The organism is Ralstonia sp. 22111, assembly GCF_052045895.1.
GTDB classification, from domain to species: domain Bacteria; phylum Pseudomonadota; class Gammaproteobacteria; order Burkholderiales; family Burkholderiaceae; genus Ralstonia; species Ralstonia wenshanensis.
In genome coordinates this window covers 187,503-201,792 of the sequence record NZ_JBQEPR010000005.1, presented here as the reverse complement: position 1 = coordinate 201,792, position 14,290 = coordinate 187,503, and the positions used below count along the sequence as shown (strand labels likewise).

14 protein-coding genes are annotated in these 14,290 nt (G+C 62.5%); 3 read left to right on the top strand and 11 right to left on the bottom strand.

What is annotated here, in order from left to right; genetic code table 11:
- From ugpE to ugpB, 3 genes are all read right to left on the bottom strand, one after another.
- Complete coding sequence (gene ugpE / locus ACTJK4_RS15000; protein WP_440818277.1) at positions 1 to 849, bottom strand: sn-glycerol-3-phosphate ABC transporter permease UgpE; 849 nt, start codon at positions 847 to 849, stop codon at positions 1 to 3.
- Between the two features lie 18 nt (positions 850 to 867).
- On the bottom strand, positions 868 to 1,749 hold the full coding sequence (ugpA, locus tag ACTJK4_RS14995) for a sn-glycerol-3-phosphate ABC transporter permease UgpA (RefSeq protein WP_232042537.1): 882 nt from the start codon (positions 1,747 to 1,749) through the stop codon (positions 868 to 870).
- A gap of 76 nt (positions 1,750 to 1,825) precedes the next feature.
- A complete protein-coding gene (gene ugpB / locus ACTJK4_RS14990) occupies positions 1,826 to 3,148 on the bottom strand; it encodes a sn-glycerol-3-phosphate ABC transporter substrate-binding protein UgpB (protein WP_322016544.1) in 1,323 nt (440 codons plus the stop codon).
- A gap of 197 nt (positions 3,149 to 3,345) precedes the next feature.
- Between ugpB and ACTJK4_RS14985 the strand changes: the two genes are divergently transcribed.
- Positions 3,346 to 4,239, top strand: coding sequence for an HAD family hydrolase (locus ACTJK4_RS14985; protein ID WP_440818276.1), 894 nt, complete (start codon positions 3,346 to 3,348; stop codon positions 4,237 to 4,239).
- A gap of 168 nt (positions 4,240 to 4,407) precedes the next feature.
- Entirely contained in the window at positions 4,408 to 4,737 is a 330-nt protein-coding gene (locus ACTJK4_RS14980; RefSeq protein WP_024975937.1) for a hypothetical protein, read from the top strand.
- A gap of 113 nt (positions 4,738 to 4,850) precedes the next feature.
- Here ACTJK4_RS14980 and ntrC read toward each other — a convergent pair whose 3' ends face one another.
- The 4 genes from ntrC to ACTJK4_RS14960 form a co-directional block, all read right to left on the bottom strand.
- Positions 4,851 to 6,359 carry a nitrogen regulation protein NR(I) gene (gene ntrC, locus ACTJK4_RS14975; RefSeq protein ID WP_440818275.1) on the bottom strand — a complete coding sequence of 503 codons (1,509 nt, stop codon included), beginning with the start codon at positions 6,357 to 6,359 and terminating at the stop codon, positions 4,851 to 4,853.
- 70 nt (positions 6,360 to 6,429) lie between these two features.
- Positions 6,430 to 7,632: a nitrogen regulation protein NR(II) gene (gene glnL, locus ACTJK4_RS14970; protein ID WP_232042533.1), complete on the bottom strand. Its 1,203-nt coding sequence runs from the start codon at positions 7,630 to 7,632 to the stop codon at positions 6,430 to 6,432.
- Positions 7,633 to 7,639: 7 nt separating this feature from the next.
- On the bottom strand, positions 7,640 to 8,164 hold the full coding sequence (locus ACTJK4_RS14965; RefSeq protein WP_440475851.1) for a DUF4124 domain-containing protein: 525 nt from the start codon (positions 8,162 to 8,164) through the stop codon (positions 7,640 to 7,642).
- A gap of 158 nt (positions 8,165 to 8,322) precedes the next feature.
- Complete coding sequence (locus tag ACTJK4_RS14960; RefSeq protein ID WP_232042531.1) at positions 8,323 to 9,738, bottom strand: 3-hydroxylaminophenol mutase; 1,416 nt, start codon at positions 9,736 to 9,738, stop codon at positions 8,323 to 8,325.
- Positions 9,739 to 10,210: 472 nt separating this feature from the next.
- On the opposite strand from ACTJK4_RS14960, the gene ACTJK4_RS14955 reads away from it, so the two are divergent.
- A complete protein-coding gene (locus tag ACTJK4_RS14955) occupies positions 10,211 to 10,687 on the top strand; it encodes a rhodanese-like domain-containing protein (protein ID WP_232042530.1) in 477 nt (158 codons plus the stop codon).
- 16 nt (positions 10,688 to 10,703) lie between these two features.
- Here ACTJK4_RS14955 and ACTJK4_RS14950 read toward each other — a convergent pair whose 3' ends face one another.
- The 4 genes from ACTJK4_RS14950 to ACTJK4_RS14935 all read right to left on the bottom strand — a co-directional run bounded on the left by ACTJK4_RS14950 (position 10,704) and on the right by ACTJK4_RS14935 (position 14,285).
- Positions 10,704 to 11,522 (bottom strand): competence/damage-inducible protein A, encoded by an 819-nt coding sequence (locus ACTJK4_RS14950; protein WP_440818274.1) that lies wholly within the window; start codon positions 11,520 to 11,522, stop codon positions 10,704 to 10,706.
- Between the two features lie 21 nt (positions 11,523 to 11,543).
- Positions 11,544 to 12,401: an EI24 domain-containing protein gene (locus ACTJK4_RS14945; RefSeq protein WP_440818273.1), complete on the bottom strand. Its 858-nt coding sequence runs from the start codon at positions 12,399 to 12,401 to the stop codon at positions 11,544 to 11,546.
- Between the two features lie 77 nt (positions 12,402 to 12,478).
- Complete coding sequence (locus tag ACTJK4_RS14940) at positions 12,479 to 13,453, bottom strand: sterol desaturase family protein (protein WP_440818272.1); 975 nt, start codon at positions 13,451 to 13,453, stop codon at positions 12,479 to 12,481.
- A 1-nt stretch (position 13,454) separates the two neighbouring features.
- The gene (locus ACTJK4_RS14935; RefSeq protein ID WP_260802633.1) at positions 13,455 to 14,285 is read right to left on the bottom strand and encodes a polysaccharide deacetylase family protein; all 831 of its coding nucleotides are present in this window, start codon (positions 14,283 to 14,285) and stop codon (positions 13,455 to 13,457) included.
- Positions 14,286 to 14,290: the final 5 nt, after the last annotated feature.

The following is a 14,290-nucleotide window of genomic DNA, read 5'->3' as shown; positions in this document are numbered from 1 at the left end:
TTACTTTTCGGTTTCGACGAGGCCCTTCACAAACCACCGCTGCATGCCGATCACGATTGCCGCGGGCGGCAACATGGCCAGCATCACGGTGGCCATCAGCAGGTTCCAGTCGGTGGCGGAATCGCCAGAGCGGGAGATCATTTGCGTCACGCCCAGCACGATGGGGGTCATGTTCTTTTCCGTCGTGATCAGGAGCGGCCAGAGGTACTGGTTCCAGCCGTAGATGAACTGGATCACGAACAGCGCCGCGATGCTGGTGCGCGAGAGCGGCAGCACCACATCCCAGAAGAACTTGAGCGGGCCGGCGCCATCGATGCGCGCAGCTTCCGCCAGTTCATCGGGAATGGTCAGGAAGAACTGCCGGAACAGGAACGTGGCCGTGGCCGACGCGATGATCGGAATCGTCATGCCAGCGTAGGTGTTCAGCATGCCGAGATCCGACACCACCTTGTACGTGGGCAGGATGCGAACTTCCACCGGCAGCATCAGCGTAACGAAGATGAGCCAGAAGAACGTCTTGCGCAGCGGGAACTTGAAATAGACGATCGCGAAGGCCGAGATGATGGAGATCGCGATCTTCCCGAGCGAGATGCCCAACGCCATGATCAGGCTGTTCATCAGCATGGTGCCGACCGGCGTGGCCGAGTTGCCCATGCCCGACGTGAGCACCGTGCGGTAGTTCTCGATGAGGTGCGGACCAGGAATCAACGTCATCGGTGCTTGCAGCACGTCTTCGGCCGTCAACGACGACGCGACGAAGACGACGTACACCGGAAACGCCACGACGATCACGCCAAGAATCAGCACGACGTGAGTGAAGAAGTCCAGGAACGGACGGCGTTCAATCATGGTACGGTTGCCCCCCTTTCAGTATTGGACTTTGCGTTCGACGTAGCGGAACTGGACGATCGTCAGCACGATCACCAAGGCCATGAGGATCACCGACTGGGCCGCCGATCCACCGATATCGAGACCGCGCACGCCGTCTTGATAGACCTTGAACACCAGCGTCTCCGTCGCTTTGAACGGCCCGCCCTGCGTGACCGAATCGATGATGGCGAAGGTGTCGAAAAACGCGTACACGACGTTCACCACCATCAGGAAGAACGTGGTGGGCGACAGCAGCGGAAAAACGATCGACCAGAAGCGCTTCCACGGCCCCGCACCGTCAATGGCCGCCGCTTCGATCAGCGACTTCGGAATGCTCTGCAGCCCCGCCAGGAAGAAGAGGAAGTTGTAGCTGATCTGCTTCCACGCCGCGATGATGACCACCAGCGTCAGCGCTTGACCGCCGTTGAGCACGAAGTTCCAGTCCACGCCCATCTTGCGGATCACGAACGACACGATGCCCAGCGTCGGGTTGAAGAGGAAGCTCCACAAGACGCCAGCCACGGCCGGCGCAACGGCGTACGGCCAGATCAGCAGGGTCTTGTAGAACGTGGCACCACGCAGCGCGCGGTCAGCAAAGTACGCCAGCGCCAGCGAGGTGCCCAGACCCACCAGCGCAACGCCAATGGCGAACACCGCCGTGGTCTGGAACGACCCGAGATAGGTCGGATCGTTGAAGAGATCACGAAAGTTCTCCAGCCCCACGAATTCGAGGTTGATGCCGAAGGCATCCTGGCGCAGCAGCGACTGATACAGCGCCTGCCCCGCGGGCCAGAAGAAGAACACCAGAGTAATGACGATCTGCGGGGCCACCAGCACATACGGCAGCCAGCGCGACCGAAAAACGACGCGTTTTTCCATGCGACATTCCAAAAACGCACCGCCGGCCGGTGCGAACGCACGAGGCCGGCGGTTTAGACGAGCACCGAATCGGCGCTTATTCCTTGACGGTCTTCTCGAAGCGGGCGAGCAGCTCGTTGCCGCGTGCCACAGCCGTATCCAGCGCTTCCTTTGGCGTTTTCTTGCCGGCCCAGACGGCTTCCAGCTCTTCGTCGATCACCTGCCGGATCTGCGGGAAGTTGCCCAGACGAATGCCGCGCGACTTGTCGGTCGTCTTGACGATCATCTGCTTGACGGCCACGTCGGCGCCCGGGTTCTTGTCGTAGTAGCCGGACTTCTTGGTCAGCTCATACGCTTCCATCGTGACGGGCAGATAGCCGGTCGACTGGTGCCAGTCAGATTGGATATCCGGACGCGACAGGAACGAGAAGAACTTCGCGACGCCCTTGTACTCCTCAGCCTTGTGGCCGCCCATCACCCACAGCGAAGCGCCGCCGATGATCGTGTTCTGCGGGGCGCCCGGCACGCCGGCTTCGTACGGCAGCGGAGCCGGGCTGAAGGCGAACTTGGTACCCACGCCCTTGCGGATGTTCGCCAGCGCTGCCGACGAACCCGTGTGCATGGCGCACTCACCCGCAATGAACTTCGCCTTCGGCTCGTCCTTGCGGCCGGCGTAGGTGAAGTAGCCCTTCTTCTCCATGTCGAGCAGGTTCTGGATGTGCTTGATCTGCACCGGGCCATTGAAGTTCAAGCGAGCCTTTGCGCCACCAAAACCATTGTTCTCGGTCGCAAACGAAACGTTGTGCCAGGCCGAGAAGCTCTCCAGATGCACCCACGACTGCCAGTCGGTCGTGTAGCCGCAGGGCACGCCTGCGGCTTTGAGCTTGGCCGCATCGATGGCCACTTCCTGCCACGTTGCGGGCGGCTTGTTCGGGTCAAGGCCGGCCTTCTTGAAGGCGTCCTTGTTGTAATACATGATCGTCGTCGAGCTGTTGAACGGGAACGACAGCATCTCGCCCTTGTTCGACGTGTAGTAGCCAGCCACAGCAGGCACGTAGGCCTTCGGATCAAATTTCTCGCCGGCGTCCTTCATGACCTTGGCCACCGGCACGATGGCGCCCTTGGCGTTCATCATCGTCGCGGTACCCACCTCGAACACCTGCAGGATGGCCGGTGCGTTGCCGGCGCGGAATGCCGCGATGCCCGCAGCCAGCGATTCATCGTACTGGCCCTTGTAGACCGGCACGATCTTGTAGTCGGACTGGCTCGCGTTGAACTTGGCGGCGATCTCGTTCACCTTGTCGTTCAAGGCGCCTTCCATCGAATGCCACCATTGGATTTCCGTCACCGCGTACGCGCCTTGCGCAAACGTACACGCGGCCAATACTGCTGCGGCCCCCGCAATCTTCTTGATCGACATGATTTCTCCTGGTTTCGACCCGGCGGGCTCCCTCGCTCCGCCCACGGCGCGCCGACTGTATATGCACGGTCGGTCATTTTTATGACAGCGGGATGTTACTTGGCTTTCTGTCACAAAGAAATCGGGAAATCCCTCCAAGGTTTGGCTTGCAACGGCCGTTAGAATGGGTTCAAGACACTCTCTTTTGCACCCGCAGCATGCTCGCCTCGCCCACCACTCCTGCCGCTCCGGACTCGCCTGAAGCCACGCCCCTCATCGCCGAGCGACGTGTTCCGCTGGCCTTGCACCAGCTCTCGGATGATGCGCTGCGCAATATCACCGGCGTCTTCACCGATGTGGACGGCACCCTCACCACGAGGGGGAAGCTTCCCGCGCAGACGTACTCGGCGCTCGAGCGCCTGCATCGTGCCGGCATCAAGGTCGTGCCGGTCACGGGCCGCTCGATTGCCTGGTGCGAAGTCATCGCGCGACTGTGGCCCGTCGATGCCGTGATCGGCGAGAACGGCGCGTTTGCGATGCGCGTCGATTCGCGCGGGCATCTCGCCACTGACTTTGTTGACGACGCGCAAACGCGCGCGCGCAATCTGGAGCGCATCCGTGAAGTCGGTGCGGAGATCAGGCGCGCCGTGCCGGGTTCTGCGCTGGCAACGGACCAGGCTTGGCACGCGGCGGATCTCGCTGTCGATCATGCGGAGCAAGTCCCGCCGCTGCCGCAACACGCCGTGCAACATATCGTCGACATCATGCGCACGCACGGCATGCATGCCACGGTCAGTTCGATTCACGTCAACGGCTGGTTCGGCAAGCACGACAAGCTGAGCGCCAGCGTGTCGCTCGCGCGCCGCGCATTCGGCCTGGACTTGCATGCCGAGCGCGACCGCTGGGTGTTCGTGGGCGACTCTGCCAACGATGCTGCAATGTTCGAGTTCTTCCCGCTCTCGGTGGGTGTGGCCAATGTGCTGGACGTGATCGATACGCTGCCCGTGCCGCCCACTTACCTCACAGAGGCCGAGGGCGGCGGCGGCTTTGCCGAAGTTGCCCAGCGCATCCTGGAAGCGCGTTCTCTGGCCCTGCCCGCGCCACGCGACTGACACAGCATCCTTGCACCGCAACACAACCCGGAGGTGCAGCGTCGCTTGCCGCACACGGCACGCCGCTTGCGCCGAAATTGGGCGTTGCACCGCTTTGCACCATGTGACGGCCTCATAACGGTGCATACGGCGGCAACGCCCTTTTCACGCAACCGACAGGAGCCCTCCATGCAAACAGAGAAACTGCGCCAACGTTTTGAACATGCGGAAAGCACCATCGCCGAACTGGCCCGGACCTGTGCCTCGCACAAGGACGTGCCCGACTCGTTGAAGCAATCGATCCAGCAACTGGACGACCAAGCTCGCCAATGCCACTCGCGCCTGGAAGGCGCTGAAGATCAGCAGACCTTCGTCGAGGCCATCGACAAGCTCGAAGCCTGCTCCGACCGCGCGAAGATGGCCTGCCAAAACGCCACCGGCAAGGTCGACCACTCCGTGGAATCGGCCGTGATGCGCGCGCATGAAGAACTGTCGCAGCTGAAGCACAAGCTGCACTAAGCGCGGCACGCATTCGCGGCACAAAAAAAGGGCGGACTCCCGTATCGGAAATCCGCCCAATCCCAATCGCCAAGCTCGACGATATCCGGTGGACTGGCCCTGCTGACAGCGCGTCAGTCGAAGCCAAGCTCCTGCAATTTGCGTGTGATGGTGTTGCGGCCGATGCCCAGGCGCGTTGCCGCCTCGACGCGGCGCCCGCGCGTGACACCAAGCGCAGCCTCCAGAATCGCCTTTTCGAAGCGACGGGTAAGCGCGTCCATCACGTCAGGCTGGCCCGCTTCAAGCATGGCCTTGGCCTCACCCGCGAGCGCACGCTCCCACCCTGCGGCGATGGATGCGCCTACTGAAGCGGTCGAGAGCAACGTATCGACCGACGGCGCAACACCATACGGTTCGGCACCCTGCGACGGCTCGCCAATGAATGCCTGGCGCGCCGGGGCGTCGCCCATGGCCGGCAGCATCTGCGCATTGCCCCGCACCAGGTCGGCGGGCAAGTCCTTGGCTTCGATGGTCTGCGCCGGCGCCATCACGGTGAGCCAGTTGCAGAGGTTTTCCAGTTGTCGCACGTTGCCCGGGAACGGCAGCGTGGCGATATGCGCCAGCGCATCATCCGACATACGCTTGGGCTCCACGCCCAGCTCCTTGGCGCTCTTCTGCAGGAAATGACGTGCCAGCAGCGTGATGTCTTCCGGGCGTTCACGCAGCGCCGGCAAGCGCAGACGGATCACGTTCAGGCGGTGAAACAAGTCCTCGCGAAACAGACCGTCCTTGACGCGCGTTTCAAGATTCTGGTGCGTGGCCGCGATGACGCGAACGTTGGCCTTGAGCGGGTTGTGACCGCCCACGCGATAGAAATGCCCATCCGACAGCACGCGCAGCAACCGCGTTTGCAGATCGAACGGCATGTCGCCGATTTCGTCGAGGAACAGCGTGCCTCCCTCGGCTTGCTCGAAGCGACCGCGGCGCATGGTCTGTGCGCCAGTGAAGGCGCCACGCTCATGGCCGAACAGCTCGGATTCGAGCAGGTCTTTCGGAATCGCCGCCGTATTCAGCGCGATGAAAGGGCCGCTCGCGCGCGGGCTGTGCTTATGGAGCGCCCGGGCCACCAGTTCCTTACCCGTGCCCGATTCCCCGGTGATCAGCACCGTCACGTTCGACTGCGACAGCCGCCCAATCGCGCGGAACACGTCCTGCATGGCCGGCGCCTGACCGAGAATCTCAGGCGCATCGCTCAGGCGATCGTCGATTTCCTCTTCGCGCAGGCTCTCTTCCAGCGCGCGGCGGATCAGCTCGACCGCGCGATCCACGTCAAACGGCTTGGCGAGGTATTCAAACGCGCCACCCTGGAACGCCGCCACGGCGCTGTCCAGATCCGAATACGCGGTCATGATGATGACCGGCAGCCCGGGGTGCTTGGCCTTGATGGCCTGCAGGAGATCCAGCCCCGAGCCGCCCGGCATGCGGACGTCAGAAATCAGGACTTGCGGCGTTTCTTCGTCGAGCGCATTGAGCGCGTCGCGCACGTTGGTAAAGCTGCGTGAGAGCAGGCTCTCACGCGCGAGCGCCTTCTCGAGGACCCAGCGGATGGATTGATCGTCGTCGACTATCCAGATTGGCTTCATGTGTTGGTTCGTCTGCTTGACTTCGTCTCGCCTGGGCCGTCTCGCGCTGCGTCGCTGAAGCTCAGGCGCTTCAGTGCAGCGGCACGAGAATGCGGAAATCCGTCTGGCCTGGCCTGCTCTCGCATTCAATCAGACCATCGTGCTGCTGCACGAACGTCTGCGCGAGTGTCAGGCCCAACCCACTTCCCCCCTCCCTTCCGGACACCAGCGGGAAGAAGATTCGCTCGCGGATGTCCTCCGGGATACCAGGACCGTTGTCCACTACATGCAAGTCCAATGCCAGCTTGTAAAGACGTTTTGCAATCGTAACTTTGCGTGCCACTCGGGTGCGCAGAATGATTTCGCCGTCGCCCTGCGCAATGCGAGGGCCCAGCGCATGCGCCGCGTTGTGAACGATGTTGAGCACGGCCTGGATGAGCTGCTCCTTGTCGCCTCGGAATTCCGGCAGGCTCGCGTCGTAGTCGCGCACGATCCGCAAGCCCTGCGGAAACTCCGCCAGCACCACCGAGCGCACACGCTCCAGCACCTCGTGGATGTTCACATCGCCCACGATATGTGGATGCCGGTGCGGCTCCAGCAGGCGGTCGACCAGCGTCTGCAACCGGTCGGATTCCTTGATGATCACCTGTGTGTACTCGCGCAGCGAGCGCTCGGGCAGCTCGAACTCCAGCAACTGGGCCGCGCCGCGAATGCCGCCCAACGGGTTCTTGATCTCATGCGCAAGGTTGCGGATCAGTTCTTTGTTGGCGGAGGTCAGGTCGAGCAGACGCTCTTCTCGCTCGCTGCGGATCTTCTGCTCGTTGGGCAGCAGCTCAAGCAGCACCGAACCGGGCGCAAAGTCGAGCGCCCCCACCACGGCGTGCGCGTGCAGCGGCTCATGACCCACACGGTCGAGCGAGACGTCGCGCCGCTTGGCGTCGAACTGACGCGCTGCCACGGTGGCGATCATCTCGGCCAGCTCCGACGGATCGGCAAACAGCTCGTACAGCGACATCTCCACCAACTGGCGGCGGGACACGGCCAGTGCGGCTTCAGCAGCAGGATTGGCGTAGAAAACCGTCAGCGCCGGATGGCGGACGAACAGGATGGGATTGGGCACCGCATCGAGCCCAGGGAACGACGGCGGTGCACCATGTGAGAACGGAATCAGCGGCGGCCCGTCGATGGGCTCGCCTACGGAGACTTCCAGCCCGGCGGCGGAGGCTGACGGCGCGGATGGCGTCGTCTGTTCCTGTTCATCGCGGCGTGCCGCTTTGCGGATCAGTCGACGCATGGTTCATCTAGTCCTTGAGGTTGCCCAGCTCCCGGCGGATCGAATCGACATTGGCCTGGCTGCGCTCGATGTCGCCCTTCAACTGCGCGGTGCGGTCCAGATACTTCTGATAGTTACGTTCGTTGCCCTGGCGCTCGGGCTGACCGTTGTTGTATTCGGTCTTCAACGCCTGGAGCTTGCGCTCCTCGTCTGCCAGCTCGGCCTCCAGCACCTGGCGGCGCTCGCCATCACGTGCCTTCTGCGTGGCGTTGTCCACGCGGGGGAAACCGCCGCCTGCATTGTTTTGAGCCGGTGCGGGCGCGGCTCCTGCACTGCGCGGGCTGCGTGTACCGGGGACGGTCACCACATCGGGCAGCGTCAACTTCTTGCAGCCTTTCACGTTGCCGCTGTTGCGGTACTCCGGCACGCCGTTCGGGCCGGTGCACAGATAGACATCATCGGCGTACGCGGGCGCCTGCACGGACAGCGTGGCAAACACCGCCGCAGCCGCGGCAAACAGTCCGGATGCGATGCGTGGGGAAGGACGGAGCATGAATGGAAACCTGGCGGATACGTCGATCGGGCGCCGGAGTCCGGCGGACGATCATTCTAGCCACAAAACTCCGCTCATAAAAAGGAAGGGCGACCTGCGCCGCCCTTCCTCTCACAACCGTCTCTTCGCCCCGACACATTGCCCGGGGCGCTCACAGATTACAGCGAGTAGTACATCTCGAACTCGAGCGGGTGAGTCGTCATGCGGAAGCGCGTGACTTCTTCCATCTTCAGTTCGATGTAGGCGTCCAGCATGGCGTTGGAGAACACACCACCGCGGGTCAGGAACTCGCGATCCTTGTCCAGGTACTCGAGGGCCTGATCCAGGCTCGAGCACACGGTCGGGATCTTTGCGTCTTCTTCCGGCGGCAGGTCGTACAGGTTCTTGTCTGCGGCTTCGCCCGGGTGGATCTTGTTCTGCACGCCATCCAGACCGGCCATCATCAGTGCCGAGAAGCCCAGGTACGGGTTCATCAGCGGATCCGGGAAGCGCGTTTCGATACGACGACCCTTCGGGTTCGCAACGTACGGAATACGGATCGAAGCCGAGCGGTTGCGTGCCGAGTAAGCCAGCTTGACCGGGGCTTCGAAGCCCGGCACCAGACGCTTGTACGAGTTCGTACCCGGGTTGGTGATGGCGTTCAGCGCGCGAGCGTGCTTGATGATGCCGCCGATGTAGTACAGCGCGAATTCCGACAGACCGGCGTAGCCGTTGCCTGCGAACAGGTTCTGGCCGTCCTTCCAGATCGACTGGTGAACGTGCATGCCCGAACCGTTGTCGCCCACGACCGGCTTCGGCATGAACGTTGCGGTCTTGCCGTAGGTGTGTGCGACGTTCTGGATCACGTACTTCTGCAGTTGGGTCCAGTCGGCGCGTTGCACCAGCGTGCTGAACTTCGTGCCGATTTCGTTTTGGCCTTGGCCTGCCACTTCGTGGTGATGCACTTCAACCGGAATGCCCAGCGATTCCAGGATCAGGCACATTTCCGAGCGCATGTCTTGGAACGTGTCGATCGGAGCAACCGGGAAGTAGCCGCCCTTCTTGCCCGGACGGTGACCCGAATTGCCGTGCTCGAACTCCTTGCCCGACGACCACGGAGCTTCTTCGGAATCGATCTTCACGAAGCAACCCTGCATGTCGATGTTCCAGGTCACGCCGTCGAAGATGAAGAATTCGGGTTCCGGACCAAAGTAGGCGGTGTCGCCCAGGCCGGTGCTCTTCAGGTAGGCCTCAGCACGCTTGGCGATCGAGCGCGGGTCGCGATCGTAGCCCTTGCCGTCCGACGGCTCGACCACGTCGCAGGTCAGGACCAGGGTCGGCTCTTCATAGAACGGGTCGACGTGCGCGGTGTTTGCATCCGGCACGAGCAGCATGTCCGACGCTTCGATGCCCTTCCAGCCGGCGATCGACGAGCCGTCGAAAGCGTGGCCGCTTTCGAACTTGTCTTCGTCGAAATGCGAAACGGGGACCGAGACGTGCTGCTCCTTACCCTTGGTATCGGTGAAGCGGAAATCGACGAACTTGACGTCGTTTTCCTTCACGAGCTTCATCACGTCTGCAATGCTTTGGGACATGCCATTCTCCTGGTAGCGCAATAACGCAAAGTATTGTGAGCCGGTTGTGTGACGGATCGCTGCACATCGGCCGCAATTCGTCCTCACTCCGAAACATCTTCTTTCCAGCAAGGTCGTCCGACACGAACGGACGCCCCCGAAAAAGACCGCGGGAATCTTAGCAGAAACTATGCCAATTCCGGTCCGACATCGGGCATGCACTCCCGCAAACAGTGCAGCGCCGCGCCAGCCCATGCCTGACACGGTGCGCGCGTCCCGCCAATCCGGCCGGCCCCATGTTCGCGCTGCCCCGCTGAAAGAGCTAAGGCTGTCCAAGCAGCATAGTCAACGCACACAAACAGTGCATATCACCCCAAGCAGCACTATTTGTGTGCACAAAGACGGTGCGCGCACCATCTCGGGGATTTTCACCCGCGCCATGTGACGGCGGCGCTAAAATGGTCATTTACCCTTTCACTCGCTCCTGCCCACCATGACTGCCACCACGCTGACCCGCGAGTCCCTGCTCGAGGCTGCTGCCGCCCGCCGCGAGGCAGACCAACTGCCGTACTTCGGCGCACTGTCGCCGCAAGAGGCTGCCGCCCTATTGGCCGCCGACCCGCAGGCTCGTCTCGTGGATGTGCGCACGCGCGCCGAGCTCGACTGGGTCGGCACACCGGACATCTCGCCAAGCCAGTTCGTGCATGTGGAATGGAATCAGTATCCGGGCGGCGTACGCAACACCAACTTTCTGAGCGCGCTGGAAGCTGCCGTTCCAAAAGATGCGCCGGTGCTCTTCCTGTGCCGCAGCGCTGCGCGCTCCAAGCACGCGGCGGCAGCGGCTGCGCAAGCAGGCTATGCGGCAGCGATGGATGTGCTGGAAGGCTTTGAGGGCGCCAAAGACACCGAAGGCCATCGCAAGACCGTGGAAGGCTGGTGCTTCCGGGGCCTGCCCTGGCACGGCGCCTGAGGCACGCTGCTGGGCGTCAGGACGCCGCAGGGGCGTCCGCCTCGAAAATCTCGCCACCCAGCGCCAACGCGCCCTCTCGCAACAACAGATAGGCGCGCGACACAGCGTCCGGTGAGCCCTTAACGCCCAGGTCGATGTGCGAGCGGGCATAGCGCTCGCCGCGCGCTGCATCGCCCACACTGGGCAGACTGAAGACTTTCACCCCATCGAACTCAGCTTCGATGCGCTCCATCAGCGGCGTAAGCCGCGACTCCGGCAAGCCGAACACCAGGAACGAGCGCTCTTCACGCGGCGCGCGGTGGAATTGATCGGCGTAATAGGTGTCAAGCACCCACTCCATCATCGGCCACGCCATCACCGGAAAACCCGGCATGAAATGGTGATGCGCCACCGAGAATCCGGGGATACGGTTGTAGCTGTTCGGGATGATGCGCGCGCCCAGCGGAAATTCACCCATCTTGAAGCGGTGCTGGTTTTCAGGCGTGGAGACATCGGCCTTGACCGGGTCACCGTTGGCCGACTCTGAAATACGCAACGTGATCTGCTCGCGCGCTTCCGGATGCAGCTCCAATGGCACGCCCAGCGCAGCAGCGGCGCATTGGCGTGTATGGTCATCGGGTGTTGCGCCGATGCCCCCAGTGCAGAACACCACGTCATCGCTGGCGAACGTACGCTTGAGTACGCTCGTGATGCGCGCGGGCTGATCGCCGACGTACTCGGCCCACTCCAATGCCAGGCCACGCTCGCCGAGCACTTCGATCAGCTTGCGCAGGTGCTTGTCTTCGCGGCGGCCGGAGAGAATCTCGTCGCCGATGATGATCATGCCGAAAGCCATGTCAGTTCCGATGGTTTCTGATTATTCGCGAGGTAGTTCAATGGTAGTGACTTCGATCACGCTGGCCTCGACCATGCGCGCGGGCGGCGCTTCAGCGCGAAGGCGCGTGAGCGCACGTAAGCAGAAATGACCGAACCACAGTGCCGAGAAAATGAAGATCAGCACATACAACCAGATGACGGCGATGGCGATGATCGGGAACAGCACAATCGTCACCACCGACGATACCCACAGCAGCGTGGGCGCCGAGCCCAACATGCCAACGGCCACGCCGATACCCAGAAGCGGCAGCCGGTAGCGCTGCATGATCGCACGACGCTCTTCGACCGTCGCGTGGTCAGCCAACGCGTCGTACGTCATCAACCGGTACGTGAGCCACCCCCACAACAAGGGTGGAATCAGTGCAAAAAACGGGGGAATCAGCCACAGCGGCAGCGTGACGACGGCCACCAGGATGACCACAAGCGTGCATAGCAGCGCATGCGTCAGGCTGCCCAACACCGAGCCGCCCTTGCGACGCTCCAACTGCGGATAGCTGCGATCAAGAAAACGCATGACCACCGGCACGGACGCCACGCTCACCAGCACCAGGATCGACACGACAATCACCGGCACCAGCAAGGTGATCACCAGCAGCGGTGCGATGGCCGACCACAACCCGGCCATGCCGATAGCGTTGAGGCCGCTCTTGATCCAGCCCATGAAGGCCCAGCCTTCCACGGCGTTGCGGGCCATGCCGTTCATGGCATCCCAGCCGAAATACAGCAGCCCGCCCCAGACAACGACAGCCACGACGAACGGCATGACGGTCAGGAACAGCATGCGCGGATGCAGTTGCGAGAGCAGCGCCCGGCCAAATGAGCGAATCAGGTCGTTCATGCAGAAATCGGGAATTCAGGGAGCGAACAGCCTAGCACAGCGCGCAGAAACGACGCCGGCGCCGCCGCACGTGCGCTTTACGCTCGGCCGAACAAGCGCTTGAGGCCGAGCCACTGCTGACGCAGCACGCCGCGTCCGTAGTCTCGCGAGCGCCCTTGCGGTGCGGGAAGTTGATCGCGGATACCGGTGGCGTGGTACTCCGGCGAGAAGATGGCGGTGCCGAACAGCATGTCCCACCACGGGAACAGCACGCCAAAATTGCAGCCACCCAGCACGCCGGGCTTCCCCGGCACCTCATGCCCCAGCCCGATGGCGTGATGCATCCGATGAAAGCGCGGCGAGATCAGCAGCCGGTCGCCCAGCCAGCCAAAATGCAACCGCACGTTGGCGTGCTGCAGGCTTTGCAGCAACTGCGAAATGGCCACGAGCAGCACGTACTGCGAGGGCTCTACCCCAATGACCAGTGCCGCAACGGCAAACACCGCGCCGCGCAGCACATCGTCGAGGATGTGGTTGCGGTCATCAGACCACAGCGTCATCTGTTGCTGGCTGTGATGCAGCGAATGCAGGTTCCACCACCAGTGAAATTTGTGTGAGAGGCGGTGGTACCAGTAGTCGAGCAAGTCGAACATCACCAGATAGATCAGAAAGCTGACGATGGAAACCGACGTGACGCCTGGCCACCAGTCTTCAACGTTCAAATGCGCCCAGCCCCAGAAGCGCAGCTTGCCGTCGAGGCGGTCGATCAGCGGCTGCAGCGTGAAGAACAGCAGCAGCGGAAAGAATCCCAGGCGGTGAAACAGCGTGTAGAAGATGTCGGCGCGCACGGCCTTGCGGTCATGCATCGGCTCCACCGGGCGCCAGCGCTCCAGCGGGCGGAAGACCAACAGCAGCACTGCAATCTGCACCAGCCCCATCAGCAGCCATTCGGTGCCCGGGTACGCATCTTCAACGTAACCACCCAGGCCGATGGCATAGGTGATCGGCATCACGACGTGCTGGAAGAGCACATCCTGGGCTTGCGTGAAGGTGTCGGCAATCCAGTCAAACATGTCAGCGGGCCGCCGTGTGTGCCGGGTGAGCAGCAAACCAGGCTTTGTACTGCGGATGATCGCGCAGCGTGGCAAAGCAGAAACCCTTGCGCTCCAGACCGGTGATCAGCGGCTCCAGATCCGCTGGCGCCCACGCATCCTTACGCGACCAGATGCCCAGATGCGCCATGGTGATGTCGCCGTCGCGCAGACTGGACAGTGCCTTCTGCAACAGCGCATCGTTCGGGTAACGCTCGGACGGCAACTCATCGCCCAGAAAACCGGCGGACGCCCATGCCACGTGGGCAAACCCGCATTGCTTGGCCCAGGCCTCGGTCGTTGCCGAAAGATGCCCACCCGGCGCGCGCCACAGCGGGTCCATCGGCTGACCGGTCATGGCCTTGAAGCGCTCGGCGCTGTGTTTCAGTTCCGCACAGAATTCAGGCTCGCCCCACACGACATTACGGCCGCCCTGCTCGCCAAACTGCGGGCGGAAGCGGACCTTGCCCACGCCCGCCTCGCCCTTGTAGTAGACGTGGTCGAAGGTGTGCGTACCGAAGGCGTGACCATCGGCAGCAAGCGATTTCCAATACGGCGCCCAGCCGTCATCCAGCGTGCTGTCGCCGTGGATGGTCTTCTCGTTGGCAAGGAAGAACGTGGCGTGGATGCGATGGCGGCGCAGCGTGTCGGCAATCAACTGCGCTTGGCTCATGCTGCCTGTGTCGAACGTCAAATAGACGGTGCCTTTGCACGCGCCGGCATTCACCCCACCGGGCGCAGCCGTGGCCAACGCGCACAAACCAAGCGCCGCCGTAGCAGCGACCGTGCGCAACATCGACAGGCCGGATTTCATCGTCG